Raw genomic sequence first — 24,725 nt, 5'->3', positions numbered from 1 at the left:
GGTCGCGGGCGCCGGCCTGGGTTCGGGATAAGGCGTCGTTGGACGGGGCGCGTCTGTCGCCGTCGGCTGACCGTCCTGGGGGAAGAGTATCGGTGTCTGGTCGGTCGAGGGCAAGCGTCGGTGGAGCGGTGGTGCGTCCCTGCACCGGGCCGGGAGCGGCTGCTCCCTTGGCCTGACCGCGCAGGGTGCGCGGCCCGGCCAGCGATCAGGAGATCGAGACCAGCTCCAGGGCGAAGGTGAGGTCCTTGCCGGCGAGCGGGTGGTTACCGTCGATGGTGACCTCTTCGTCGTTGAACGCCTTGACGGTGAAGGAGACGTGCTGACCGTCGGGACCCTGGGCGTGCAGCACCATGCCCTCGTGCAGGTCGATGTCGGCGGGGATGGCCGAGCGCGGCACCTCCTGCGTCATCTCGGGACGGTACTCGCCGTAGGCCTGGGCCGGGGGGATGGTGACGGTCTTGTTCTCACCGACGCTCATGCCCTTCACGGCCTCCTCGAAGCCGGGGATGATGCCGCCAGCGCCGATGGTGAACTCGATCGGCTCGCGTCCGACCGAGCTGTCGAACTGGGTGCCGTCCTCGAGGGTGCCGGTGTAGTGGATCTTGACGGTATCGCCGAGCTTGGCTTCAGACATGGGATGGTCTCCCGGAGTTTGGGGTGCATTGCGCCGACCGGGGCAGTCCGGCAGGCGAGCGAACGGAGGTCTCGGGTCGAGGGCTGGGAGGGGGACGAATCGCGCCGTCTTGCGGTCTGCGGGAGACGCGAGACGATCGAAGGAACGGGACGCCGGCCGGGACCGGTCGCTCCACCGAGGGGATGGCGCCCCGCCGAGGCCCGAGTGGTGGACGCGGCGACGGGGCGACCCGATCGGTTGCGTTGTTCGTCGCGATCGGTCTCTCCCAGGGATCCTTCGATGACGCGAGGCTCTCTGGGCGCACTCTAGAACAGGGTGGCGGTGAGTGCAAATCGCCGCCAGCCGCCAGCCGCCAGCCGCCAGCCGCCAGTGGATTGACCGCAAAGCCACAAAGGACGCGAAGGCGAAAAGGGCGATCAGCTTTCTGCCGCCAGCCGTCAGTCCTCAGCCGCCAGTGGATTGAACCGCAAAGAGACTGTCTTGCCCGTCAACCGCCGACCATACACACCAGGCTCCCCTACAGGAGGCTGGATGCTGATCGCTGGAAGCTGATTCGAACCGCACAGACTCGAAGGGCACGAAGACGCGCAAAGAAGAAAATAGCCCCCAGCGATCAGCCACCAGCGGCCAGTGGCTGCCTGTCCTCGAGCGCTAGCGTGCTACAGCTGGGGGGCAGCAGGGCCGTCATCGAGGGCACAGATACACTGGCGGCTGGTGCTACTTCGACCGTGACCATCACCGCCACGTCTCGCTGACAGGATGGCGTACAACGCAACATCCGCGAGGCGCTCGGACACGCGCGCGGAGCTGGCCGACAGCGCCCACTGGCGACTGGAGGCTGCAAGCTGCAATCCCTTTGCGCCCTTCGAGTCTTTGCGGTTCACCCTTTCCGGCTCCCGGCGCTACCTCTAGCGCAGCCGCGCGAGGATCGCGCGGGCGCGGTTGGCGGGGACGGCGAAGCCGATGCCGACGTTGCCGCCGGCCGGGCCGATGAGGGCGGTGTTGATGCCGACCACGGCGCCGCTGAGGTCGATCAGCGGGCCGCCGGAGTTGCCGGGGTTGATCGAGGCGTCGGTCTGGATCAGCTCGCCGAAGCGGTTGTCGGCGATGCCGCTGCGCCCGACCGCGCTGACGATCCCCGAGGTCACCGTCTGGCCCAGACCGAAGGGGTTGCCGATGGCGATGACGAAGTCGCCGACCTCGAGCCGGTCGGAGTCGGCGAAGCGCAGCGCGCGCACCTCGACCGGCGGGATCCTGAGGATGGCGATGTCGGTGTCGGAGTCGGCGGCGATGCGCCGGGCGCGGAAGCTGCGCCGGTCCTTGAGGGTGACGCGGATGCTGGTGGCGCCCTGCAGCAGATGGGCGTTGGTCATCACATAGCCGCGCTCGGCGTCGACGATCACCCCGGAGCCGACGTTGCGTTGGCGCTCGATCTCGCCGGGTTCGGGCAGTGGCAGCCCGAAGCGTTCGAGAAAACCGCGGAACTCCGGGTCGCTGAGAAAGGGGTGGGCACGCGCCGAGACCTCGGCATCGACCGCGATGTTGACCACCGCCGGGGTGATCTCGCGCATCAGCGGTGCCAGCGAGGGGTAGTCGGCGCCGGCCTTGCGGTGCGGGAAACCGGCGAACTCGGGCACGGCGAGCTGGCGCTGGTCGGCGCTCTGGGGCAGGGCGCAACCACCGAGCGCCAGCAACATGGCCAGCGCCACCAGCACGACGCGGTGACGGACGATGGGGTCGAACACCTGTACCTCCCGTGATTCAGCGCGCCAACGCGCTGGCCAGCCGCTGGCGCAGGCTGCGATCGACCGGCTGCTCGACGAGCAGCGCGAAGCGCCCCCAGCCGCCATTGCGCCGGACGTAGCCGGCATAGCTGCTGACCCCGGTCAGGGTGCCGGTCTTGGCCAGCACCCGGGGGTCGTCGTCCTGGCGCGGCATCAGGTCGCGATAGGGGGTGAAGGCGTCGAGCAACTCGACGAGCTGGCGCGCGCTCAACCGGTTGGCGCGCGACAGTCCGGCGCCGTCGTCGATCACCGCGTCGCGCCAGCCGAGCCGGTCGCGCGCCAGCCGGGTCACTGCGCGCCGCGCCTCGGCCATCCCCGCCACTCCCTTGTCCTTGGGGTCGGAGAGCATGATGAACAAGCCGTTGGCGATGAAGTTGGTCGAGTACTCGAGCATCGGCGCGATCATCTCGGCGAGGGTGCGACTGTTGTGGTGTCGATAGACCAGCCGCGCACCGCGTGGCGCCCGCGCTTGACGGATCGGCCCGGTGACGCTGACACCGGCGCGTTCGAGCAGCGCCGCGAACAACTCGCCGAAGTGACGCTCGGCACGGGCGCGGTCGATCAGGTTGACGCGATGGCGACCCGGTCCCAGGTCGGCGCCCAGCGCCTGCGCGGTGGCGGTCAGCGGCGTCTGTGGTTCGCCGCTGCGCAGCCGGCCATCGGCCTCGCGTATCAGGCTCACGGTGTTGAAGTTGGCCGCGAGCGCGCTCAGCGGGGCGTCGTAGGGGTTGCTGGTGCGCGAGCGCCCGGGGATCTCGGTATCGGCGCCGAGCGCGTGAGTATCGAGCCCGAGTCCGTTGATGCGGGTGAGGCCGCGCGCGCGCAGCGCGGTGGCGATGCGCATCAGCTCCTCGGAGACCAGATAGGGATCACCGTGCCCGACGACCCAGAGGACGCCGTCGTCGTCGAGGCGGACATCGGTGTGGAAGCGATGCTCGCGCCCCCAGGTTTCGAGCGCGGCATAGGCGGTGAGCAGCTTCATCGTCGAGGCCGGCACCCGTGGCGTGGTCGCGCCCTGGGCGATCGCGGTGGTGCCGTCGGGCTCGACCAGCAGCAGGCTGGCGTGCTCCAGCCCGCGCACGGTGGCGAGCGGATCGGCACCGCGCGCCAGACCGCTCAGACACAACAGGGCCGCGCCCAGCACGAGTGCGGCGCGGCGACGGGATGAATGGAGTGCGATCATCGGACGCTCGTCGTCAGTGGCATCAGGATGCCCGGCACCGGGCCGGGCCGTCGGGCGCACAGCATAGCCCAGGCGCGGTGGATTCACCGCAAAGACGCGATGGGGGCTTCCAGCCGCCAGCCATCAGCCTCCAGTCATGAGCGGCCAGCGTCAGAGTCCGAGTGCCGACCTCCACTGGCGGCTGATCGCTGGAGGCCGGTCGCTCATAACAAGCGTCACGGCAACGGCATCGGGTCGAGATAGGCTGCGACGGTGGCCGGAGTGATTTGGTCGAGCCAGACGCGTAGGTTGGGTTGCCGGTGACAACCCAACGCATGCCTCAACGTCTGCTGATCGAGCGCCGATGTCGGGTTTCCCGTCCTCGGGCTTACCGCTTCTTCGGTGAAACGGTGGACGGAGGGGTCACTCAATCGACGCAAACTTCGCGTGCTTGGCGTCTTGGCGGTTCAAGGTCTTTGCCCCTTCCGTCACAGCAACGGCGTCGGGTCGAGATGGGCGGCGACGGTGGCCGGGGTGAACTGGTTGAGCCAGGGCACCACGCCGAGCCGGGGGGCGGCGATGGCGCGGGTGAGGGTGTCGAGGTTGGCCGCCGAGGCGGGCATCGTCGGGTCGACCTGATTGGCGACCCAGCCGACGAGCGGGCAGCCGCTGGCGCGGATCGAGTCCTGGGTGAGCAGGGCGTGGTTGATGCAACCGAGCTTGACCCCGACCACCAGCACCACCGGCAGGTCGAGCGCGCGCGGCAGGTCGCGCATCGACAGTCGGTCGCCGAGCGGGACGCGCCAGCCGCCGGCGCCCTCGACCACCACCCAGTCGGCCTCGTCGCTCAGCGCCCGATAGGCGTCGCGGATCGGCGCCAGCGCGATCTCCACCCCGGCCTCGGCGGCGGCCACGTGCGGCGCGATCGCCGGGGCGAAGGCATAGGGGTTGATCCGCGCATAGGGCTGTTCGCACCAGCCGGCGGCGGCGAGGCGCTCGGCGTCGTCGTTGCGCAGTCCGTCGGCGGTCTCGACACAGCCCGAGGCGACCGGCTTCATCCCCAGCACGCGTAGCTCGCGCGCGGCCAGCGCGGCGATCAGCCCCTGGCTGACGGCGGTCTTGCCGCAGTCGGTGTCGGTTCCGGTGACGAACAGGCCTGGCATCGGCTGGGTACTCCTTGTCTTTGAATGATGGTCAGTCGCGCCCGCCGAGCTGGCGGCGGAGCTGTTCGAGCGGCACCGCGACGGCGCCGTCGGCGGTGCTCGATTGTTGCGTCTGTTCGGGCGCCCAGGCGTGGCCGTAGAGCACCTCGTAGGTCGCCGGCAGACGGCCGTCGTCGCGTCGTTCGCGCTCATAGGCGGCGGCGAGGGCGGCCAGCCGCGCCCGTCCGGTCAGGCCGCGCGGGCGGTCCCGGCTGGCGTTGCGCGCGCCGATCGCCTTGAGGTCGTGCATCAGCTCGGTGGTGGTGGGATAGGTCAGGGTCAGTCGTTCGGCGTCCATCACCGGGTCGGCGAGGCGGGCGCGAACCAGCGCATCGCCGATCTCGTGCATGTCGGTGAAGGGGCTGACGTGGGCGTGACCGTCGACCTCGGCCCAGGCCGCGCGCAGCTCGCGCAGGGTGTCGGGACCGAAGGTGGTGAACTGCAGCAGACCGCCGGGGCGGAGGATGCGCAGACACTCGCCGAAGGTGTGTTCGAGGTCGTTGCACCACTGGATGGTGGCGCTCGACAGGATCAGGTCGAACGAGTCATCGGCCAGCGGCAGCGACTCGGCGTCGGCGCAGACGCACAGCGGACGGCGCCACCAGCGCCCGCGCCGGCGCGTCTGCTGCAGCATCGGCTGGGCGAAGTCGAGCGCCACCACCTCGGCGCGCTTGTAGCGTTGCTGCAGCGCGGCGGTGCAGTAGCCGGTGCCGGCGCCGAGGTCGAGGATACGACGCGGCTGGAGACGGATGTAGTCGAGCCGCTCGAGCAGGCGGTCGGCGATCTCGCGCTGCAGCACCGCCGCGGCGTCGTAGCCGGGCGCGGCGCGCGCGAAGCTGGCGCGGGCGCGGCGCTTGTCGATCGGCGCCAGCCGTGGGTCGGGCGTCGACATCAGCCCAGCGCCTCGGCGACGAAGCCCTCGATCGCCGTCAGGGTCTCGCGTCGGTGCGAGATGTGCGGCGCGTGCGCGGCGCCGGCGATCACCTGGGTGCGGGCGCCGGGCATGATCAGCTCGATGCGCTCGGCCACCGCCGCCGGCACCAGGGCGTCGTGACTGCCGAACAGCCACAGCGCCGGACAGGCGATGTCGGGGAGCTGGCCGCGCAGGTCCTCGTCGCGCAGCAGGTCGAGTCCGTCGGCGAGTGCGCGCGGGTCGGGCTCGGGGCGCGTGGTGAGCTCCTGGCGCAGGGTGCGCAGGGTCTCGCGCGCGGCGTCGCTGCCGCGCACCTGGAGCGCGAGGAAGCGCGAGAGGGTGCCGCTGGGGTCGTCGAGCAGCCCCTGGTGGAACTGACCGAGGGTCTCCTCGGCCATCGCCGGGCGCCAGTCGGCGGCCTGGACGAAGCGCGGCGTGGCGGTGAGCTGGATCAGTCCGCGCACCCGCTTGGGGGCGCGCAGCGCGGCGGCCTGGGCGACCAGTCCGCCGAGCGACCAGCCGAGCCACACCGCCTCCTCGGGGGCGGCCTCGAGGCAGGCGTCGGCCCAGGCCCAGAGGTCGGCGCGGGCGGGCGTCCGGGCGCCGTGGCCGGGGAGTTCGATGGTCTGGATCGGCAGGCCGCCGAGCTGTGGCGGCAGGCCGTCCCAGACGGCGGCGTTCATGCCCCAGCCGTGGAGCAGTACCAGCGGCAGGGACGGGTTGGATCCGGTGGACACGCGGGTCTCCTTACGATGCAGTGGGGTCAGTCCGCGCGATCGGCGCGGGGCAGCTCGGCGAGCGCCGCGAGCAGCCGGTCGACGTCGGACTCGGTATGGGCGGCCGAGAGGGTGATGCGCAGTCGCGCGCTGCCCTCGGGTACGGTCGGCGGACGGATGGCGCCGACCAGGATGCCGCGTTCTTCGAGCGCCCGGCTCCAGGCCAGGGCGCGCGCGGCGCTGCCGGCGACCAGCGGCTGGATCGGGGTGGCGCTCGCCATCAGTTCGAGACCGAGCCGGGTCGCGCCGTCGCGCAGCCGAATGATCAGCGCCTGCAGGTGCTCGCGGCGCCAGGTCTCGCGCTCGGCCAGACGCAGGCTGACCCGGGTGGCCTCGGCCAGCGCCGGCGGCGTGGCGGTGGTGTAGATATAGCTGCGGGCGCGCTGGATCAGGGTCTCGATCAGCACCGCCGGGCCGGCGACGAAGGCGCCGGAGACGCCGAGCGCCTTGCCCAGGGTGCCCATCAGGATGGGTGCCGCGTCCTGGTCGAGCCCGAAGTGCGCGAGCGAGCCGCGCCCGCCGGGACCGAGCACGCCGAGACCGTGGGCGTCGTCGACCATCAGCCAGGCGTCGGCGCGCCGCGCCTGCTCGGCGAGCGCGGGCAGCGGGGCGAGGTCGCCGTCCATGCTGAACACGCCGTCGGTGATCACCAGCCGGGTTTCCGGGTGACGCTCGAGCTGCTCGGCGAGGGCGGTGGCGTCGGCATGGGCGTAACGGCGCAGGGTGGCGCGCGAGAGCTGGGCGGCGTCGAGCAGCGAGGCGTGGTTGAGCTTGTCCTGGAGCAGGGTGTCGCGACGCCCGGCGAGGGCGCTGATCACCCCGAGATTGGCCATGTAGCCGGTGGAGAAGAGCAGCGCGCGCTCGCGTCCGGTAAAGGCGGCAAGCTCCTCCTCCAGCGCCTCGTGCGCGGCGCTGTGGCCGTTGACCAGGTGCGCCGCGCCACTGCCCACGCCCCAGCGCTCGGCACCGCGTTGCAGCGCGGCGATCACCTCGGGGTGGTTGGCCAGCCCGAGATAGTCGTTGCTGCAGAAGCTCAGCAGCTCGCGCCCGTCGATGCGGGCGCGTGGCTGCTGCGGACCCTGCTGGACGCGGCGTCGGCGATAGAGATCGGCATCACGCAGCCGCTCGAGCTCGGGGACGAGGACATCGAGGCTCATGCGTCGCTCGGCAGCATCTCTTCGAGTTTGACGTGACGCTTGCAGGCGCCGGGCTCCTCGCGCTCGCCGTGGTCCTCGACGAAGTGCATGTCGAGCCGCGCGAACAGGTCGCGGTCGCGGCTGGTGCCGGCGTTCTTGGTGGTGAGCAGGTGATCGCCGTAGAAGATCGAGTCGGCCCCGGCGAGGTAGCACAGCGACTGCATCTCGTCGCTCATGTCGTGACGCCCGGCGGAGAGCCGGATGTGCGAGGCCGGCATCACCAGCCGGGTGGTGGCGACGACGCGGATGAACTCGAACGGGTCGATGGCGTCGCGCCCGAACAGCGGCGTGCCCTCGACCTGCACCAGCATGTTGATCGGCACCGACTCGGGGTGGGCCGGCAGGGTGGCGAGCTGCTGCAGCATCGAGGCGCGGTCGCGGCGCGACTCGCCCATGCCGAGGATGCCGCCGCTGCAGGTCTTGAGGCCGACCTCGCGGACGTGCTTGAGGGTCTCGAGCCGGTCCTGATAGGTGCGGGTGGTGATCACCTGGCCGTAGAACTCGGGCGAGGTGTCGAGGTTGTGGTTGTAGTAGTCCAGCCCGGCGTCCTTGAGGGTGCGCGCCTGCTCGGCGTCGAGCATGCCGAGGGTGACGCAGGTCTCGAGCCCGAGGTCGTGAACCCCCTTGATCATCGCGATGACGTGCTCGAGGTTGTTGGCGGTGGGGTTGCGCCAGGCCGCGCCCATGCAGAAGCGCGTCGCACCCTGATCGCGCGCGGCGCGCGCGGCGGCGAGCACGGTCTCGAGTTCGAGCAGCCGTTCGCGCTCCAGCCCGGTGTGGTTCTTCGAGCTCTGCGAGCAGTAGCCGCAGTCCTCGGGGCAGGCGCCGGTCTTGATGTTGAGCAGGGTGCTGACGTGGATCCGGTGCGGGTTGAAGCGGGCGCGATGGGCGCACTGGGCCTCGAACATCAGATCGTTGAACGGCTGCTCGAGGACGGCGAGGACCTCGTCGACGGTCCAGTCGGTGCGGATCGGGGGCGCTTGCAGGGTGGCTGACATGGGAGGGTCCGGATGGCTGACAAAATCCACCAGATGCTATCGGTTTTTCGCTTCTTGTCAACTTTCGCGAGGCTTCAAGGTTTACCGCGCGTCGTCCGGGGCGGAGCGCGATGACGCTGCTGGGGCGTCTGATCGAGGGGCTCTATCCGCCGACCTGCGTGCTCTGTGGCGCGCCCGGCGAGTCCGGGTTCGATCTCTGCGCCGGCTGTCGCGCCGAGCTGCCGGTCAACCACCATTGCTGCGCCCGCTGTGCCCAGCCCTTCGATACCGACCTCGGTGCCGGGCGCTGGTGCGGGCGCTGCGTGGCGCGCCCGCCGCCCTTCGTTCGCTGTCATGCGCCGCTGCGCTATCAGGGGCTGGTGCCGGGGCTGATCGCCGATCTCAAGTTCCACGCCCGACTCGATCGCGCGGTGCTGCTCGGGCGGCTGCTCGCCGAGACGCGCGCGGCGCTCGCGCCGCCGTTGCCCGAGCTGCTGGTGCCGGTGCCGCTGCACCCGGCGCGCCAGCGCGCACGCGGCTACAACCAGGCGCTGGAGCTGGCGCGGGTGGCCGGCGTCGCGCTCGACGTGGCGGTCGCCCCCGGGCTCTGTCTGCGGGTGCGCGCGACCCCGCCGCAGGTCGGCCAGCAGCGCCGCGCGCGCCAGCGCAACATCGGCCCGGGCGCCTTCACCTTGGCCCGGGCACTGCCCGCCAGGCGTCTGGCGATCGTCGACGATGTGATGACCACCGGTGCCACGGTGAGCGCGCTGGCGCGGGTGCTGACGCGCGCCGGGGCGTGCGAGATCGAGGTCTGGGTGGTGGCGCGCACGCCCTGATCGCGCCCTCTCAGCGCCGCGGGCGGCGTGTCGGGCGCGGGATGATCCTGACCGTCTTCACCCCGTTGTCGGCGGTCTGGATGATCTCCATCGGGTGCCCCGAGAGCTTGAGGCTGGTGCCGGGTTCGGGGATGGTCTCGAGGTACTCGAGGATCAGCCCGTTGAGGGTCTTGGGCCCGTCGGTCGGCAACTCCCAGCGCAGCACGCGGTTGAGTTCGCGCAGCCCGATGCCGCAGTCGATCAGCAGCGAGCCGTCCTCGGCTGGCTGGATCTCGGAGATGCTGTCGGAGGGGTCGGTGGTGAACTCGCCGACGATCTCCTCGAGCAGGTCGGCGAGGGTGATCAGCCCCTGGAAGTCGCCGTACTCGTCGACCACCAGGCCGACGCGCTGCTTGGTGTGCTGGAAGTTCAACAGCTGCTGGTAGAGCGGGGTGCCCTCGGGGACGAAGTAGGGCTGGCGCGCGATCGCCCGCAGGTGCTCCTTGCCGAGCCCCTTCTCGAGCAGGGCGTGGAGCGCATTGCGGGCGTGGAAGACGCCGATGACGTTGTCGATGCCGCCGTCGTAGAGCGGCAGGCGGGTGTAATTGGTATTGCGCACCGCCTGGATGATCTCTTCCGCGCTGTCCTGGATGTCGATGCCGTCGACCTCGTTGCGCGGGATCATGATGTCCTCGACGGTGGCGCGTTCGAGGTCGAGGATGCCGAGCAGCATCGAGCGGCTGCGCTCGGGGATCATCGCCCCGGCCTCGCTGACCACGGTGCGCAGCTCCTCGCGGCTGAGCGCGGTGCCCTGACCGCCGTCCTCGGGGGCGATGCCCATCAGTCGCAATAGCCCGTTGGTGAACAGGTTGACCAGCCACACCACCGGATAGAGCAGCTTGAGCAAGGGGCCGTAGACATAGGCGGCGGGGAAGGCGAGGCGCTCGGGATGGAGGGTCGCGTAGGTCTTGGGGGTGACCTCGGCGAAGATCAGGATCACCAGGGTGAGCAGCCCGGCGGCGATGCCGATGGCCGCCTCGCCGCCGAGTCGGATGGCGATCACCGTGGCCAGCGAGGAGGCCATGATGTTGACGAAGTTGTTGCCGAGCAGGATCAGCCCGATCAGCCGATCGGGACGATCGAGCAGCTTGCGCGCACGCCGCGCCCCGCGGTTGCCCTGATCGGCCTGGTGACGCAGACGGTAGCGGTTGAGGGTGAGCAGCGCGGTCTCCGAACCCGAGAAGAAGGCCGACAGCAGGATGAGCAGGAAGAGGATCAGGAACAGGCCGGGCAGGGGAAAATCGTTCACGTTGGGTTACCGATGGTCGGTGAGCAGTGGTGGCTGGGGCGCTGCGATGGATCGGGGATCGGGCGGTGCAGGGTGTACGCCTGGGCGTGTCGGGGCGGCGCTGGGCATCCCGGCGCCGGCGGTGGATTCTAACGTAAAGCCGCGCTGGTCGCCTTTCCAGCCGCCGGATATCAGCCGCCAGCCGCCGGTGGCGCCACCCTCAAAGGCTGACGTCTGGAACGTACGCCAGGGCTGACGGCAAGCGATGCCCTCATCGAGGGCGCACCCGCGCTGGTTGCCGGCGGTTTGAATCCCTTTGTGCACTTTGCGTCTTTGTGGTTCAAACTCCCGCTGGCCGCTGGCCGCTGGCCGCTGGCCGCTGGCCGCTGGCCGCTGGCCGCTGGCCGCTGGCCGCTGGCCGCTGGCCGCTGGCCGCTGGCCCTGTGTCCTTGCGGTTCCTCCCGTGTCGGGCATAATTCAGCGCTTTTTGCCGGGGAAGCCAATGTTCAAGAACGCCAGACTCTATCGCCTCGAACAGCCCGTCCGCATCGACGGACAGGAACTCGAGGCCCAGCTCGACGGGCGCAGGTTCCGTCCCTGCGGTCCGCTCGAGACCGCGACCATGGGCTGGAGCGCGCCGCTCGGCGAGGACGGCGGGGCGCTGGTCCATCCCCTCGAGGGCTGCCTGCTGATCTGCGCGCGCAAGCAGGAGCGTCTGCTGCCGACGGCGGCGGTGAAGGAGGCGCTGGAGGAGCGTATCGGCGAGATCGAGGCCGGCGAGTCGCGTGAGGTCGGTCGCACCGAGCGGCGCCGTCTGCGCGAGCAGATCGTCGACGAGATGCTGCCGCGCGCCTTCACCCGCTCGCGTCGCACCCGCGCCTATATCGACACCGAGAGCGGCTGGATGGTGATCGACGCGGCCAGCGAGAAGCAGGCCGAGGAGGTCGTCTCGCTGCTGCGCGAGACCCTGGGCAGCCTGCCGGCGCTGCTGCCGGCGCCGGCCGAGCACCCCGCCGAGGTGCTCTCGCGCTGGCTGCTCGAGGACAGCGCCCCGGCCGACTTCGTCGCCGGTGACGCCTGCGAGCTGCGCGACGCCGAGGAGAAGAGCGGGGTGGTGCGGATCAGCGGCGGTGATCTCACCAGCGACGAGGTGCTCGCCCATCTGCGCGCCGGCAAGCGCGCGGTGAAGCTCGCGCTGACCTGGGACGAGCGCTTCAGCTTCACCCTTGCCGACGATCTGTCGCTGAAGCGGCTGCGCATGGCCGAGGAGCTGCTCGACACCCTCGACGACGAGATCGAGGACCCGGCGGTGCGCTTCGAGACCGAGTTCGCGCTGTTCGCGCTGCAGCTGCGCAACCTGCTCGCGCGGCTCGAGACGGTGTTCGGGCTCGCCGAGGCGCGCGCCGGCATCTGAGCCGTCGACGCCGGGCGTCTTCGCCCGGCGTCCTCCTCCCCACCGGCCCGCCCTCGGCGCGGGCCGATGTCCCCTCACACCCGATAGAAATCGCGATACCAGTCGACGAAGCGCGCCACGCCGTCGGCCACCGAGGTATTCGGCTGGTAGCCGGTGTCGCGCACCAGATCGGCGACGTCGGCATAGGTGTCGGGCACGTCGCCGGGCTGCAGCGGCAGCAGGTTCTTCTCGGCCTCGCGCCCGAGGCAGCGTTCGAGCACCGCGATGTACTCCATCAACTCCACCGGATTGTTGTTGCCGATGTTGTAGATGCGGTAGGGCGCGGCGCTGGAGGCTGCGTCTGGGGCCGCGCCGCTCCACGCGGGATTGCCCGCGGGGACGCGGTCGAGCACCCGGATCACGCCCTCGACGATGTCGTCGATGAAGGTGAAGTCGCGACGGTGCTTGCCGTAGTTGAAGACGTCGATCGGCTCGCCGGCGAGGATCGCGCGGGTGAACTTGAACAGCGCCATGTCGGGCCGGCCCCAGGGACCGTAGACGGTGAAGAAGCGCAGCCCGGTGGTCGGCAGCCGGTAGAGATGGCTGTAGGTGTGGGCCATCAGCTCGTTGGCCTTCTTGCTCGCCGCGTAGAGGCTGACCGGGTGGTCGACGTTGTGATGCACCGAGAAGGGCATCTCGGTGTTGGCGCCGTAGACCGAGCTGCTCGAGGCGTAGACCAGGTGCTCGACGCCGTGATGGCGACAGCCCTCGAGGATGTTGGCGAAGCCGACGAGGTTGGTGTTGACGTAGGCCATCGGGTTCTCGATCGAGTAGCGCACCCCGGCCTGGGCGGCGAGATTGACCACCCGGTCGGGGCGATGCTCGGCGAAGGCGGCATGGAGCGCCGCGCCGTCCTCGATGTCGATGCGCAGGTCGTGGAAGCGCGGATGGTCCTGGGTGCGCGCCAGTCGGGCGCGCTTGAGGTTGACGTCGTAGTAGTCGTTGAGGTTGTCGACGCCGATCACCTCGTCGCCGCGCTCGAGCAGACGCAGCGACAGGGCCGAGCCGATGAAACCGGCGCTGCCGGTGACCATGACTTTCATAGTGTTCTCGCTCCAGGGCGCGCCCGGGGTGGGCGCGCCGGGTCGGGGGGATGGGGGCGTGTGCCCGGCCCGGGCGGGCGCGGGCTCAGAGCCGGCCGTCGACCTGATCGCGCGGCAGCAGCTGCTTGACGTCGTAGAGCACGGCGCCGGGCTTGCCGTAGGCGCGGATGCGCTCGGCCCCGAGCGCGGCGTACTGGCGATGGGCGACGGCGAGCACCACGGCGTCGTAGACGCCCGCGGCCGGGTCGTCGACCAGGGTGATGCCGTACTCGGCCTCGGCCGCGGCGCTGTCGGCCCAGGGGTCGTGGACGTCGCAGGCGATGCCATAGTCGGCCAGCTCGGCGAGGATGTCGACCACCCGGGTGTTGCGCAGGTCGGGACAATTCTCCTTGAAGGTCAGTCCCAGCACCAGCACCCGCGGCGCCTCGCCGAGTCCGCCGCGTCGTGCCATCAGCTTGATCACCTGACCGGCGACATAGGCGCCCATGCTGTCGTTGAGCCGCCGCCCGGCGAGGATGATCTCGGGGTTGTGGCCGATCTGTTGCGCCTTGTGGGTGAGGTAGTAGGGGTCGACGCCGATGCAGTGACCGCCGACCAGGCCGGGGCGGAAGGGCAGGAAGTTCCACTTGCTGCCGGCGGCCTCGAGCACCTCCTGGGTGTCGATGCCGAGCTTGCCGAAGATCAGCGCCAGCTCGTTGATCAGTGCGATGTTGAGATCGCGCTGGGTGTTCTCGATGACCTTGGCCGCCTCGGCCACGCGGATGCTGCTGGCGCGGTGGGTGCCGGCGGTGATGATCGAGGCGTAGAGCGCATCGACGAAGTCGGCCACCTCGGGGGTCGAGCCCGAGGTCACCTTCTTGATCGTCGGCAGCCGATGTTCCTTGTCGCCGGGGTTGATGCGCTCGGGGCTGTAGCCGGCGAAGAAGTCCTGGTTGTAGGTCAGCCCCGAGATCCGCTCGATGATCGGTACGCACACCTCCTCGGTGGCGCCGGGGTAGACGGTCGATTCGTAGACCACCACGGTGCCGGGGCGGATGATCTCGCCGATGGCGCGGCTGGCCGATTCCAGCGGGCCGAGGTCGGGCTGTTTGTGCTCGTTGATCGGGGTCGGCACGGTGACCACCAGCACCCGGCACTCGGCCAGGTCGGCGGCCTGTTCGGTGTAGCTCAGTCGCCTCACCGCGCGCAGCTCCTCGGGCTCGACCTCGAGCGAGCTGTCGCGCCCGGCGCGCAGCTCGGCGATGCGTGCCGCGGCGATGTCGAAGCCGACGGTGTCGTAGCGCTTGCCGAACTCGACGGCCAGCGGCAGGCCGACGTAACCCAGTCCGATGATGCCAATACGCAGGTCTTGCAGGTCCGAATCGAAGGTCACGGCAGGAAGCTCCTTCTTGGGTCAGTGAGAGAAAGCGGACGTCGGCCGGGCCGTCTTGGGCACGGATCGTTGCATGTTAGCAGCCCGTTGTGGGGTGGCGCGACGGTGTTCGATGGCCGCTTCAGCCGTCGGCGCTGCCGCCTCGGGCGAGCAGTGCTGCGCCGAAGGCCGCTTCCTGACGCAAGGCGCGGAGCACGGTGCAGTCGAGCAGGCGTGCGCGCATCCGCGTCCAGGTAGGGTTGTGCGCGCCGCCGCCGATGCTGAGCACGTGGCGTGGCCGTGGTGCGCCGAGCTCGGCGAGCCGGGCATAGCCCTCGGCCTCGATCCGGGCGATGCCCTCGAGCAGGCCGTGGAGGCGGCGTACCGGGTCGCCGGGGTGAGGGTCGAGCCGTGGCGCGAGATGCGGGTCGGGGTGCGGGAAGCGCTCGCCGATCCCCGGCAGCGGGTAGTAGTCGAGCCCCGAGTCGCGCTCGGGGTCGATGCGTGCGCTGAGCGTGACGAGGGCGTCATCGTCGAACTCGCGGCGCAGCACCCCGGCGCCGCTGTTGGAGCCGCCGCCGACCAGCCAGTGCGCGCCGTAGCGGTGGCTGTAGACGCCGTAGTCGGGGGCCTCGATGCGCTGCGGCGAGAGCACCTTCACCACCAGGGTGGTGCCGAGGCTGGTGAGCGCCTCGCCCGGTCGCGCGAGTCCGGCGGCGAGCGCCGCGGCGGTGCTGTCGGTGGTGCCGGCGACCACCCGGGTGGTCGGGGGCAATCCGGTGATGGCGGCCACCGCCGGGGCGAGTGGTGCGATCCGGGTGCCGGGGGCGAGCACCTGCGGCAGCCGCGCGCCGGGTGGCAGCAGTGCGCCGACCCACTCGGGCCAGCCCGCGCGCTCGGGGTCGTGACCGAGCTTGAGGGCGTTGTGCCAATCGCTCGCGGCCAGCACGCCGGTCAGTCGGGCGGTGAGCCAGTCGGCCTGATGCAGCGCCCAGAACGGACCTGCGGGGGCGAGCCGGTCATGGAGCGCGAGCAGCTTGGCCAGCCCCGAGCCGGGGCCGCGCGCGGCGCTGCTCGTCGGCGCGCTGGCGGCGATGCGTGCGGCGGCCTGGTGGGCGCTCTGGTCGTCGTACATCAGCGCCGGGCCGAGCGGATCGCCGGCGGTATCGGCGAGCAACAATGTGGGGGAGGTGGCGGCCACGGCGAGCGCCGCGGGGCGATGATCGGGGAGTGCGGCGACCAGCGCGCGCAGCACCTCGGTGAGCGCCTGCCACCAGTCCTCGGGGTTCTGTTCGACCCGACCGGGGGCCGGTCGGGTCGAGTCGGGGAGTGCGGTGCGGGTCTCGGCGAGCGGCTCGGCGGCGGCGTTGATCGCTACCGCCCGACACCCGGAGGTGCCGAGATCGAGCCCGATGAAGGCCGCTTCCCCGCGCATCGGTCTCAGGGCAGCTGCACCTGGGGCTGGGGCTGCCAGTCGGCGGCACGATGCTCGGCGACCACCGTGGTGTAGATGCCGCCGCGCACGTTGAAGTCCGCGGTCAGACGCATGAAGCGCGGCTCGGTGGCCGCCACCAGGTCGCCGAGGATGCGATTGGTCACCGCCTCGTGGAAGGCGCCCTCGTCGCGATAGGACCAGACATAGTTCTTCAGCGCCTTGAGTTCGACACAGCGCGCCTCGGGGATGTACTCGAGGGTGAGTTCGGCGAAGTCCGGCTGGCCGGTCTTGGGGCACAGACAGGTGAACTCGGGCACGCGGATGCGGATGGTGTAGTCGCGCTCGGGCTGGGGGTTGGGGAAGGTCTCGAGCGAACGGCTCGGGGCGCTTGGCATTTCTCGGTATCTCCTGATTTGAAGCAGGCCGCGGGTGGCGGCCGGGGCGCAAGTTTACGCGTTGCGCCGGTGCAAGGCGATGGTTCAGCGGTGCTCGGTCGGCTCGGGCTCGTGGTGCGTCGCCTCGCCGGCGGCGTCGATGCTGTAGCGCTGACTGTAGCGCACGATGAGGATGGCGATGCTCACCAAGAGGATGGCGCCGCCCTCGTAGAGCAGGTTCTCGGGGGCGATGTTCTTGCCCTGGAGCACGATCAGCCGCGACAGCGCGGTCACGGCGATGAACATCGGGTAGGTGAAGGGCACGGCGTGACGCACGAAATAGACGTGGGTCATCGCCATGATCTCGATATAGATGAACATCAGCAGCAGGTCTTCGAGGCGCACCTCGCGATGCTCGCCGATGCCCCAGACCAGCTGCGCGATGCCCATCAGCGCGAGCACGCCGACGCCGGTGAGCACCAGCTTCTCGGTGAAGCGGAACAGGGTCGAGAGCAGGGCGTTGAGTCGCTGTTCCAGGCGCATGTCGGCTCCTCCCTTCGACTGGACGTTGGGCCCCGTGACGATCGGGGGGCGGTTCGTCCAAGGATAGTCAGCCGTCGTGAGATATGAGATTTTGGGATCTGGGTCCTGCACGTGAGCAGAATCGAGTGTAGAGTTGGGCGCTAGCCCGAGTTTCTGTATGCCCCGGGGTGTCGAGCGCGATGCGCCGGGGCATGTCGCGAGTTCCAAGTGACAGACGTTCCCGCCGCCGTATCCCCGTCATGCTCGCCGCCTGCCCGACTCGGCACGCTGATCCGCGAGTTGCAGTCCCTTCCGCCGCTTCCCGAGCAGGCGCAGGTGCTGCTCGCCGAGTTGGTCGACCCCGAGCTCGATGTCAATCGTGTGCTCGAGCTGATCGAGCGTAGCCCGCCGATCGCCGCGCGGCTGCTCGGGATCGCCCGCTCGGCCTTCTTCGCCGGTCCCATCCCGGCGCGCGATCTCGGCGATGCGGTGATCCGGGTGCTGGGCTTGCGCCTGGTGCGCGACCTCAGCATCAGTCTGCTGCTGAGCGCGCCCTTCGAGCGCGATCGCTGTCCGGCATTCGACCCCGGGCGCTACTGGCGTCGGGCGATGCTCACCGCGACGCTCGCCGAGGCGCTCGCGGCCAAGGTGCCGGGCGATCGCGAGGAGACCCTCGCCGGGGTCTATCTCGCCGGTCTGTTGCACAACCTCGGGCTGCTGGTGCTGGTGCACCTGACGCCGGAGGTCATGGACGAGGTCTTCATCGCCGCCGCCGACGACCCCGAGCGAGGGGTCGCCGAGTTGACCCGACAACGGCTGGGACTCGATCACTGCCTGGCGGGGGCCGCGCTGGCGCGCGCCTGGCAGCTGCCGCCGGGGCTCGCCGTGACCATGGCGCGACACGGCGAGCCGGACTATGACGGTGGGTACTGGCGGCTGGTGCAGCTGGTGGGCTTTGCCGAGCGCTTCGCGACGTTGGCCGAGCGTCATCCGGAGACGGCCGGGGATCTGGACCTGGCGCCGCCTGCGGCGTTGGGGGTCGAGGCCGATGAATGGCGGCGGACCGCTTCGCGCTGGTGCGCCCGGATCGGGCATCTGTGCGAGATGGCGGATGCCTTCAGCTAGAGGTTGACATGGATATCTTCCAACCCAGTGCAATGGACGCCGGTGGGGACTCCGGCATTCTTTCCCTGATCGAATCCCTGAGCATGCTGCGCAGTCTGGTGGTGCCGGACGCCACGGCGCTCGACGAACCCGAGCTGTGCGCGCACGCCGCCCGCGCCTGTGTCACGCATCGCGACCTCGAGTGCTGCGCCCTCTATCTCCAGCACGACCGCGCGCTGGTCTGCACCGCCCATGTCCGCCGCGACCCCGATGACGCCGATGCGCCCGGCGCGGCGCTCGACGAGCTGGCCGCGCGCGTCATCGCCGACGGCGAGATCCTGCGCGGCGCCAGCGAGGTCCACGGTTCGCTGCTGGCCGCACCGCTCGCCGCGGCGGGACGGGTGCAGGGCGTGCTGGTGGTCGGTCATCCTGCCGCCGGGCGTTATTCGCGCTGGCACGAGCGCCTGTTGCAACTGGTCTGCGACGTGTTGACGCAGACCCTCGAGCACGGGCGGCTGGTGCGTGGCCAGCGTGAGGCCATCGCCGAGCGCAGCCGCGCGCTCAGTCACTGCGACGCCTCGCTCGATGCCGAGCGCCGTCGGCGCTCGGCGGCCGAGTCGGCGCTGGTGCGCGAGTCGCGGCTGCGCGATCGGCTGGCGCGACTCGACACGCTCACCGGGCTGCTCAATCGCGCCGCCTTCGAGTCAGAGTTGGCGCGGGCGCTGGGGCGGGTTGCGCCCGGCGCCGGGGGGCGGGCGCTGATCCATGTCGATATCGATCGCTTCCGGGTGATCAACGACGCCGCCGGTCAGGCCGCCGGCGATCAGCTGATCCGGGTGCTCGCCGAGCTGCTGCGCGAGCATTTCGCCGGGGCGAGCCTGCTCGGACGGCTCGGTAACGACGAGTTCGGCATCCTGCTCGAGGGCAGGGCGGCCGACCGGGTCGAGACCCTGGCCGAGTCGCTGTGCGATGCGGTCGACGACTTCCAGTTCAGCTTTCGCGGCTATCGCTTCGTCATCAGCCTGAGTATCGGCGTGGCCGAGTATCGTGACGGCGACTCGGGCGAGCAGCTGCTGCGCAAGGCCTATTCGGCCTGTCTCTCGACCCAGGAGGTCGGCGGCGGCAACGTCCGGCTGTATCGCGAGCACGACGGCAAGCTCAAGCGGCGCAACAACGAGGCGCACGCGCTGTCGCGGCTGGTGCGGGCGCTCGAGGAGGACCGCCTGGAGCTGTTCTCGCAGCCGATCGTGGCCAACGCCAGGGCGCCGCATGCCGCCGCCGAGCCGATCAACTACGAGATCCTGCTGCGACTCAAGGGAGAGGATGGCGATCTGATCTCGCCGGGGCAGTTCCTGCCGATCGCCGAACGCTACGGGCTGTCGGTGAAGCTCGATCGCTGGGTGGTGCGCTCGGTCCTGCAGACGCTCGCCGAACATGCCGAGCGCTTCGATCGCTTCGGCTATGTCACCATCAACCTCTCCGGTCACTCGCTCGGCAGTCGCGGCTTCCTCGACTATGTGCTCGAGCAGCTTCGCCACTTCGACACCACGCCGGGCAAGATCTGCTTCGAGGTCACCGAGACCGTGGCCATCTCCGACCTGCAGGCCGCACGTCGTTTCATCGCCGGGCTCAAGTCGCGCGGTTGTCGCTTCGCGCTCGACGACTTCGGCAGCGGCTATGCCTCCTATCTCTATCTGCGCGACCTCGAGGTCGACTTCCTCAAGATCGACGGCGAGTTCGTCCAGGGCATCGCCACCGACTCGGCCAACCTTGCGCTGATCCGCTCGATCAACGACATCGGCAAGATCCTCGGCAAGCGCACCATCGCCGAGCACGTCGAGAACGACGCCACCCTGGCGCTGCTCGAGGAGATCGGCATCGACTTCGTTCAGGGTTACTTCATCGGCCGTCCCGAGCCGCTGCGCAACATCCTCGAGCCCGAGCGGTCTCATTGAGCTGTTGGTGACGCGGCCATAGCGCCGTGTCGGCGGCATCGTCAACGAGATTTGACATCCACCGCGAGTTCATGGTTTTTCTGCCGCGATGCCGATCGCCGGTCCAGGGCGAGCGGACGCGGCGCGGGGTGTCGTCATCGCATCGTCGATGCCCTTTCTTATCAATGGCTTGAGGTCGCTCTGCACGGCTGTGCCGGGGACGGCAGGGATGGCTCGAGGTGTGGGTGGTGGCTCCCTTCGGGGGGAGCAGGCGCACACGCGACGAATTCCTTCGCGCCCCGGTCACGGGTCTCGCCGGAGCCGCCAGGTCAAGCACTGTGGAGTTAGCACATGGCGCGTATCGTCATTCTCGGGGCAGGGATTTCTGGGCACACGGTCGCCAGATATCTCGGCAAGTGGGTCAAGGGCAAGCACCAGGTCGTGGTGGTCTCGCCCAACGCCAAATGGAACTGGATCCCTTCCAACATCTGGGTCGGGATCGGTGAGATGACCGAGCGACAGGTCACCTTCGAGCTGGCCCCGGTCTACAAGAAGCTCAAGATCGACTTCCGTCAGGCCAAGGCGCTCTCGATCCACCCCGAGGGCGGGGAGGCGGGCGAGCGGCCCTATGTCAGCATCGAGTACACCGACCCGGCGCGGCTCGGGCAGACCGACACGCTCGACTACGACTTCCTGGTCAACGCCACCGGTCCCAGGCTCAACTTCGGCGCCACCCCCGGGCTCGGACCGGAGGGCGGCTACACCACCTCGGTGTGCACCGCGAGCCATGCCCTCGAGGCCAACGCCCAGTTGCAGGAGGCGATCGCGGCGATGCAGCAGGGCGAGCGCCGCACCTTCGTGGTCGGCACCGGGCATGGCATGTGCACCTGCCAGGGCGCGGCCTTCGAGTACATCTACAACATCGACCAATGCCTGCGCGACGCCGGGGTGCGCCAGCTCGGTCGGCTGGTGTGGATCAGCAACGAGTACGAGCTCGGTGACTTCGGCATGGGCGGGGTGCACATCACCCGCGGCGGCTATGTCACCAACGGCAAGACCTTCGCCGAGTCGCTGATGGCCGAGCGCGGAGTGGAGTGGATCACCCGCGCCCATGTCTACAAGGTCGAGCCCAAGGTGATCCACTACGAGCTGCTCGACGGCAGCCATGGCGAGTTGCCGTTTGATTTCGCGATGCTCATCCCGCCCTTCGCCGGGGCCCTGCTCAAGGCCTTCGACAAGGCCGGCGAGGACATCACCAGCACCCTGTTCGCGCCCAACGGCTTCATGAAGGTCGATGCCGACTACACCCCCAAGGCGTTCGAGGACTGGACCACCGAGGACTGGCCCAAGACCTATCAGAACCCGACCTATCGCAACCTGTTCGCGGTGGGCATCGCCTTCGCCCCGCCGCACCCGATCAGCAAGCCGATGAAGAGCGCCAACGGCACCCCGATCAGCCCCACGCCGCCGCGCACCGGCATGCCTTCGGCGACCATGGGCAAGGCGGTGGCGACCAGTATCCGCGACATGCTCAACGGCGCCGAGGAGCCGACCCATACCGCCTCGATGGCCGAGATGGGTGCCGCCTGCGTGGCCTCGACCGGCTCCGGTCTGCTCACCGGCAGCGCGGCGACGATGACCGTCTTCCCGGTGGTGCCGGACTATGAGCGCTATCCCGAGTACGGTCGCGACATGGACCTCACCTTCGGCGAGGTCGGACTGGCCGGACACTGGATGAAGTATCTGCTGCACCACGTCTTCATCTACCAGGCCAAGCTGCGCCCGGGCTGGTCGGTGCTGCCGGACTGAGTGATGCCGCGCCGAGCGCAACCCTTGTCATGGCGGGGCGCGTGCGCCCCGTGACGCCCCACACAGAGAGACCGTCATGCCGATCAAGAACAAAGAGCCCTACCAGCAGGAGTACTACGCGCCGGTGCCCACCGGGTTCACCCGCTACATGCGCACCTCGCTGATCTGGCAGATCGTGCGTTTTCTCGTCATCAACTGGAAGATCCTCAAGCTGATGACCCGCTCGCACGTCTCGCGCTGATCCCTCACGCCCGCCCCCGGTGCAGACCGGGGGCGCGGTCTCATTCGCCGCCGAGTTCGCGTGCGGTCTGCTCCAGTCCTTCACGCATCCCCTCGACCCACTCCCGGGCCTGCGCACCCATTGCTGCGCTCACCGCCTCGGCGAGCGCCTGGCGCGAGAACTCGCGCCCGTCGATGCGCAGTCGCGTCGGCGCCGTGCCATAGACCGAGAGCGGGTCGGCGAGCGCCAGGGCGTCGTCCTCGACCGCGCGATAGGGATAGAAGCATTGCGCGCTGGCCTGCCGCCCGGCGCCGTCGGTGAACTGCAGCCTGACCTCGAGGTCCCGATATTGAGCGGGCAGACGGGTCTCGATCTGCCAGTCGCTGGCCGCGCCCTGGGTGAGCACCAGTCCCTTGCACAGGGTGACGCGGACGTCTTCGCCCGGGGCCGAGCAGCCGGCCAGCAGTACGGCGCCGAACAGGGTCAGTGAGCGTTGTCCGATGGACATGAGCGGGTCTCCTCGCGGTTGCGGTGACGGACATTCTCGCTGCTGGGCGGGGGCGTGGCCAGGGTCAGCCGGGTGCCCCGGTGCCGCGCTGGGCGACGAGCTTGCCGAGCTTCACCGGCAGGATCTCGAGGGTGGTGCGGTAGCCGGCCTGGTAGAGCTCGAGCTTGGTCTCGGGGCTGAGACGGAACTCCAGCGGCGAGATCTCGCCGGTGTCGATCACCACCGTGGTGTTCCAGAAGACGTCCTGGACGAACTCGCGCGAGAGCGTGGTCATGAAGGCGCGGATGAGCATCTGCAGATAGCCCGGCAGCGGTACCCGGCGGCGCTCCGCCGGGCGTTCGTTCTGCTCGTTGGCGCGCAGTCGGAAGCAGCAGCTGGGGGTGCCGTCGCCGGCCCAGTCGCGACGCAGCGCGTCCTCGGAGAGGATGCAGCCGTCGATCATCAGGTGTTGGCGGTACTCGCGATAGGCGAACAGCAGCGGGATCCCCATCGAGTAACGGATCGCCTGGGAGACGCGCATGTCGGGGTCGTGATCGCGATCGAAGACCACCGGCGAGCCGTTGCGCACGTCGGTGGCGACGACATGGAGCGTGCGCGACAGATCGCGAAAGCGCGCGCCCTCGAGCATCTCGTCCATCCAGCGCTCGAAGCCGTCGCCCGATGAGAGTCCGCCGCGAAACAGCAGTTGATAGAGGTTGAAGTCGCGAAACCGGCGGAAGTCGACATTGATCGCCAGCTCCTTCATCGCCTCGGCCGACCAGCCGGCGGCGAACAGCCCGGCAACGATGCTGCCGCCGGAGACGCCGACGATGTGTTCGCAGTCGATATCGAGCTCGCCGAGTGCCTGGATGACGCCGACGTGGGCCGGTAGCCGGGTGCCGCCACCGGCGAGGATGGGCACCAGCCGGTTGATCTCCGGGGGGCGGGCCTGATGTGTCTGATGCGAGCTCCGGGCACCGCTGGCGAACGACTCGGTCATGGAACACCTCGAGTGGTGTGCCGCTCGTCGGCGGGGTTGCCAGGCGGCGCCGCGCGATCCTTGACGCACCCTCGTCGCGGGACGGGGGGCTCCGTGTCAATGCGCGCGGCGAGGCCCTCGGATGGCCTCGCCGCGCCGCCGATCAGGTTATAAGCGCATCGTCCGGGGATCAAGCCTCGCTTCGATGACGGGGCTTCAGGCGCGTGAATCTGTCCCCATGTATCAGTGCGATGCCGCGCTACCGCGAGCCGACCAGGAGGAGTCATCACATGTTCGCCACCGCAGTGCCATTCCAGCCTCACACCAGCGCGCCCGGCGCGCGCGCCGGCGTGCGGGTGCTGGTGGTCGCCAATCGCGCCTCCGGTAGCGCCGCGGCGCTGGCTGCGGTGGACCTGCTGCGTCAGCGTCTGAGCGAGCAGGGGCGCCGGGTCGACGAGCTGGCGCTGGTCGCCGGGCAGGTCGAGGAGATGCTGCGCGCCGCGCTCTCGGGCGTGACCTATCAGGCCATCTATGTCGCCGGCGGTGACGGCACCGTGCTGGCGGTGGTCGAGGCCCTGGCCGGTCGGTCGGTGCCGATCGCGATCATCCCCTGCGGTACCATGAACTGGACCGCGCGCGATCTCGGCATCCCGCTCGCTCCCGAGGCGGCGATCGATGCGCTGCTCGACGCGGAGGTGCGTCATATCGATCTCGGTCGGGTCAACGGCAAACCCTTCCTCTGTGCCTGCATGGTCGGTTTCGGCTCGCTGCTGGCGCGCTGGCGCGAGCGTGAACGCGCGCGCGGCAACAGCCCCTGGGTGCTGTGGCCGAAGCTGGTGTGGCGGGGGTTGTCGCTGATCCAGCGTTATCGCCACCTGCGTCTGCGGCTGCGCACCGCCGAGCGCCACGAGCGACTGCGCGCGCGGGCGTTGGTGGTCACCGCCAACCTGATCGACGACCGGCCCGGTCCGGTGCCGCGCCGTCCTCGGCTCGACGCCGGCCAGCTCGGGCTCTATGCCGTACGCGACGCCTCGGGTGTCGAGCTGATGCGTCTGGGGATGCGGCTGATGCTCGGCACCTGGCAGCAGGACGACGCGCTGCTCGCCACCTCGGCCAGTCACGCCGAGATCGGCGTCGGTCGGCGTCGCGCCGTCTCGGTGATGTGCGACGGTGAGCGGGTGCGGCTGCGCACGCCGCTGCGTTTCACCCTGGAGCGCGCGACGGTGGCGGTGCTGGTACCGCGCGCGGGGCGCCCGACGGTCTGAGC

General features: G+C 69.8%; 23 protein-coding genes. 7 read left to right on the top strand and 16 right to left on the bottom strand.

Annotated features, from left to right (window positions below):
* Positions 1-205: 205 nt before the first annotated feature.
* The 8 genes from EBL85_RS09445 to bioB all read right to left on the bottom strand — a co-directional run bounded on the left by EBL85_RS09445 (position 206) and on the right by bioB (position 8,665).
* Positions 206-634 (bottom strand): peptidylprolyl isomerase, encoded by a 429-nt coding sequence (locus EBL85_RS09445; RefSeq protein WP_123139683.1) that lies wholly within the window; start codon positions 632-634, stop codon positions 206-208.
* Positions 635-1,542: 908 nt separating this feature from the next.
* Positions 1,543-2,379 carry a trypsin-like peptidase domain-containing protein gene (locus EBL85_RS09440; RefSeq protein WP_123142779.1) on the bottom strand — a complete coding sequence of 279 codons (837 nt, stop codon included), beginning with the start codon at positions 2,377-2,379 and terminating at the stop codon, positions 1,543-1,545.
* A gap of 16 nt (positions 2,380-2,395) precedes the next feature.
* Positions 2,396-3,601: a D-alanyl-D-alanine carboxypeptidase/D-alanyl-D-alanine-endopeptidase gene (locus tag EBL85_RS09435; protein ID WP_123142778.1), complete on the bottom strand. Its 1,206-nt coding sequence runs from the start codon at positions 3,599-3,601 to the stop codon at positions 2,396-2,398.
* Between the two features lie 467 nt (positions 3,602-4,068).
* A complete protein-coding gene (gene bioD / locus EBL85_RS09430; protein ID WP_123139686.1) occupies positions 4,069-4,743 on the bottom strand; it encodes a dethiobiotin synthase in 675 nt (224 codons plus the stop codon).
* Positions 4,744-4,774: 31 nt separating this feature from the next.
* Positions 4,775-5,674 carry a malonyl-ACP O-methyltransferase BioC gene (gene bioC / locus EBL85_RS09425; RefSeq protein ID WP_123139687.1) on the bottom strand — a complete coding sequence of 300 codons (900 nt, stop codon included), beginning with the start codon at positions 5,672-5,674 and terminating at the stop codon, positions 4,775-4,777.
* Entirely contained in the window at positions 5,674-6,432 is a 759-nt protein-coding gene (bioH, locus tag EBL85_RS09420) for a pimeloyl-ACP methyl ester esterase BioH (protein ID WP_123139688.1), read from the bottom strand. The genes bioC and bioH overlap by 1 nt, the downstream gene beginning before the upstream one ends.
* A gap of 26 nt (positions 6,433-6,458) precedes the next feature.
* The gene (gene bioF / locus EBL85_RS09415) at positions 6,459-7,628 is read right to left on the bottom strand and encodes an 8-amino-7-oxononanoate synthase (RefSeq protein ID WP_123142777.1); all 1,170 of its coding nucleotides are present in this window, start codon (positions 7,626-7,628) and stop codon (positions 6,459-6,461) included.
* On the bottom strand, positions 7,625-8,665 hold the full coding sequence (bioB, locus tag EBL85_RS09410) for a biotin synthase BioB (protein ID WP_123139690.1): 1,041 nt from the start codon (positions 8,663-8,665) through the stop codon (positions 7,625-7,627). The genes bioF and bioB overlap by 4 nt, the downstream gene beginning before the upstream one ends.
* A gap of 110 nt (positions 8,666-8,775) precedes the next feature.
* Here bioB and EBL85_RS09405 point away from each other — a divergent pair, with 110 nt between their 5' ends.
* Positions 8,776-9,480 carry a ComF family protein gene (locus EBL85_RS09405; protein WP_123142776.1) on the top strand — a complete coding sequence of 235 codons (705 nt, stop codon included), beginning with the start codon at positions 8,776-8,778 and terminating at the stop codon, positions 9,478-9,480.
* Positions 9,481-9,490: 10 nt separating this feature from the next.
* Here the strand turns inward: EBL85_RS09405 and EBL85_RS09400 are convergent, their stop codons facing one another.
* Positions 9,491-10,768, bottom strand: coding sequence for an HlyC/CorC family transporter (locus tag EBL85_RS09400; protein WP_123139692.1), 1,278 nt, complete (start codon positions 10,766-10,768; stop codon positions 9,491-9,493).
* Between the two features lie 481 nt (positions 10,769-11,249).
* On the opposite strand from EBL85_RS09400, the gene EBL85_RS09390 reads away from it, so the two are divergent.
* Positions 11,250-12,161, top strand: coding sequence for a recombination-associated protein RdgC (locus EBL85_RS09390; RefSeq protein ID WP_123139693.1), 912 nt, complete (start codon positions 11,250-11,252; stop codon positions 12,159-12,161).
* 74 nt (positions 12,162-12,235) lie between these two features.
* On the opposite strand, the gene EBL85_RS09385 is transcribed toward EBL85_RS09390, so the two are convergent.
* From EBL85_RS09385 to EBL85_RS09365, 5 genes are all read right to left on the bottom strand, one after another.
* On the bottom strand, positions 12,236-13,243 hold the full coding sequence (locus EBL85_RS09385) for an NAD-dependent epimerase (RefSeq protein ID WP_123142774.1): 1,008 nt from the start codon (positions 13,241-13,243) through the stop codon (positions 12,236-12,238).
* Positions 13,244-13,328: 85 nt separating this feature from the next.
* Entirely contained in the window at positions 13,329-14,615 is a 1,287-nt protein-coding gene (gene tviB, locus EBL85_RS09380; protein ID WP_123139695.1) for a Vi polysaccharide biosynthesis UDP-N-acetylglucosamine C-6 dehydrogenase TviB, read from the bottom strand.
* A 121-nt stretch (positions 14,616-14,736) separates the two neighbouring features.
* Positions 14,737-16,029: an FGGY-family carbohydrate kinase gene (locus tag EBL85_RS09375; protein WP_123142773.1), complete on the bottom strand. Its 1,293-nt coding sequence runs from the start codon at positions 16,027-16,029 to the stop codon at positions 14,737-14,739.
* Positions 16,030-16,034: 5 nt separating this feature from the next.
* Positions 16,035-16,424: a preQ(1) synthase gene (gene queF / locus EBL85_RS09370; protein WP_062276506.1), complete on the bottom strand. Its 390-nt coding sequence runs from the start codon at positions 16,422-16,424 to the stop codon at positions 16,035-16,037.
* 84 nt (positions 16,425-16,508) lie between these two features.
* Positions 16,509-16,946: a phosphate-starvation-inducible protein PsiE gene (locus tag EBL85_RS09365; RefSeq protein ID WP_123139697.1), complete on the bottom strand. Its 438-nt coding sequence runs from the start codon at positions 16,944-16,946 to the stop codon at positions 16,509-16,511.
* A 279-nt stretch (positions 16,947-17,225) separates the two neighbouring features.
* On the opposite strand from EBL85_RS09365, the gene EBL85_RS09360 reads away from it, so the two are divergent.
* The 4 genes from EBL85_RS09360 to EBL85_RS17200 all read left to right on the top strand — a co-directional run bounded on the left by EBL85_RS09360 (position 17,226) and on the right by EBL85_RS17200 (position 22,013).
* The gene (locus EBL85_RS09360) at positions 17,226-18,050 is read left to right on the top strand and encodes an HDOD domain-containing protein (RefSeq protein ID WP_190288063.1); all 825 of its coding nucleotides are present in this window, start codon (positions 17,226-17,228) and stop codon (positions 18,048-18,050) included.
* Positions 18,051-18,133: 83 nt separating this feature from the next.
* On the top strand, positions 18,134-19,984 hold the full coding sequence (locus EBL85_RS09355; RefSeq protein WP_148040528.1) for a bifunctional diguanylate cyclase/phosphodiesterase: 1,851 nt from the start codon (positions 18,134-18,136) through the stop codon (positions 19,982-19,984).
* Positions 19,985-20,314: 330 nt separating this feature from the next.
* Positions 20,315-21,772, top strand: a complete 1,458-nt coding sequence (locus EBL85_RS09350; RefSeq protein ID WP_123139700.1) for an NAD(P)/FAD-dependent oxidoreductase — start codon at positions 20,315-20,317, stop codon at positions 21,770-21,772.
* A 76-nt stretch (positions 21,773-21,848) separates the two neighbouring features.
* Positions 21,849-22,013, top strand: a complete 165-nt coding sequence (locus tag EBL85_RS17200) for a hypothetical protein (protein ID WP_165913556.1) — start codon at positions 21,849-21,851, stop codon at positions 22,011-22,013.
* A 40-nt stretch (positions 22,014-22,053) separates the two neighbouring features.
* Here EBL85_RS17200 and EBL85_RS09345 read toward each other — a convergent pair whose 3' ends face one another.
* Complete coding sequence (locus tag EBL85_RS09345; protein ID WP_123142770.1) at positions 22,054-22,500, bottom strand: hypothetical protein; 447 nt, start codon at positions 22,498-22,500, stop codon at positions 22,054-22,056.
* A 64-nt stretch (positions 22,501-22,564) separates the two neighbouring features.
* Complete coding sequence (locus EBL85_RS09340) at positions 22,565-23,479, bottom strand: patatin-like phospholipase family protein (protein WP_123142769.1); 915 nt, start codon at positions 23,477-23,479, stop codon at positions 22,565-22,567.
* Positions 23,480-23,748: 269 nt separating this feature from the next.
* Here EBL85_RS09340 and EBL85_RS09335 point away from each other — a divergent pair, with 269 nt between their 5' ends.
* The gene (locus EBL85_RS09335; RefSeq protein WP_190288062.1) at positions 23,749-24,723 is read left to right on the top strand and encodes a diacylglycerol kinase family protein; all 975 of its coding nucleotides are present in this window, start codon (positions 23,749-23,751) and stop codon (positions 24,721-24,723) included.
* The last annotated feature ends 2 nt before the right edge of the window (positions 24,724-24,725 follow it).

The sequence above is a fragment of the Marichromatium sp. AB32 genome, assembly GCF_003718675.1.
Classification (GTDB): Bacteria; Pseudomonadota; Gammaproteobacteria; order Chromatiales; family Chromatiaceae; genus Marichromatium; species Marichromatium gracile.
This window is presented reverse-complemented; position numbering and strand designations above follow the sequence as displayed.

Coding starts and splice junctions, on each gene's coding strand:
- EBL85_RS09445 (WP_123139683.1), bottom strand. CDS start 634: ATGTCTGAAGCCAAGCTCGGCGATACCGTCAAGATCCACTACACCGGC.
- EBL85_RS09435 (WP_123142778.1), bottom strand. CDS start 3,601: ATGATCGCACTCCATTCATCCCGTCGCCGCGCCGCACTCGTGCTGGGC.
- bioD (WP_123139686.1), bottom strand. CDS start 4,743: ATGCCAGGCCTGTTCGTCACCGGAACCGACACCGACTGCGGCAAGACC.
- bioC (WP_123139687.1), bottom strand. CDS start 5,674: ATGTCGACGCCCGACCCACGGCTGGCGCCGATCGACAAGCGCCGCGCC.
- bioF (WP_123142777.1), bottom strand. CDS start 7,628: ATGAGCCTCGATGTCCTCGTCCCCGAGCTCGAGCGGCTGCGTGATGCC.
- bioB (WP_123139690.1), bottom strand. CDS start 8,665: ATGTCAGCCACCCTGCAAGCGCCCCCGATCCGCACCGACTGGACCGTC.
- EBL85_RS09405 (WP_123142776.1), top strand. CDS start 8,776: ATGACGCTGCTGGGGCGTCTGATCGAGGGGCTCTATCCGCCGACCTGC.
- EBL85_RS09390 (WP_123139693.1), top strand. CDS start 11,250: ATGTTCAAGAACGCCAGACTCTATCGCCTCGAACAGCCCGTCCGCATC.
- EBL85_RS09385 (WP_123142774.1), bottom strand. CDS start 13,243: ATGAAAGTCATGGTCACCGGCAGCGCCGGTTTCATCGGCTCGGCCCTG.
- EBL85_RS09375 (WP_123142773.1), bottom strand. CDS start 16,029: ATGCGCGGGGAAGCGGCCTTCATCGGGCTCGATCTCGGCACCTCCGGG.
- queF (WP_062276506.1), bottom strand. CDS start 16,424: ATGCCAAGCGCCCCGAGCCGTTCGCTCGAGACCTTCCCCAACCCCCAG.
- EBL85_RS09365 (WP_123139697.1), bottom strand. CDS start 16,946: ATGCGCCTGGAACAGCGACTCAACGCCCTGCTCTCGACCCTGTTCCGC.
- EBL85_RS09355 (WP_148040528.1), top strand. CDS start 18,134: ATGCTGCGCAGTCTGGTGGTGCCGGACGCCACGGCGCTCGACGAACCC.
- EBL85_RS09350 (WP_123139700.1), top strand. CDS start 20,315: ATGGCGCGTATCGTCATTCTCGGGGCAGGGATTTCTGGGCACACGGTC.
- EBL85_RS17200 (WP_165913556.1), top strand. CDS start 21,849: ATGCCGATCAAGAACAAAGAGCCCTACCAGCAGGAGTACTACGCGCCG.
- EBL85_RS09345 (WP_123142770.1), bottom strand. CDS start 22,500: ATGTCCATCGGACAACGCTCACTGACCCTGTTCGGCGCCGTACTGCTG.
- EBL85_RS09340 (WP_123142769.1), bottom strand. CDS start 23,479: ATGACCGAGTCGTTCGCCAGCGGTGCCCGGAGCTCGCATCAGACACAT.
- EBL85_RS09335 (WP_190288062.1), top strand. CDS start 23,749: ATGTTCGCCACCGCAGTGCCATTCCAGCCTCACACCAGCGCGCCCGGC.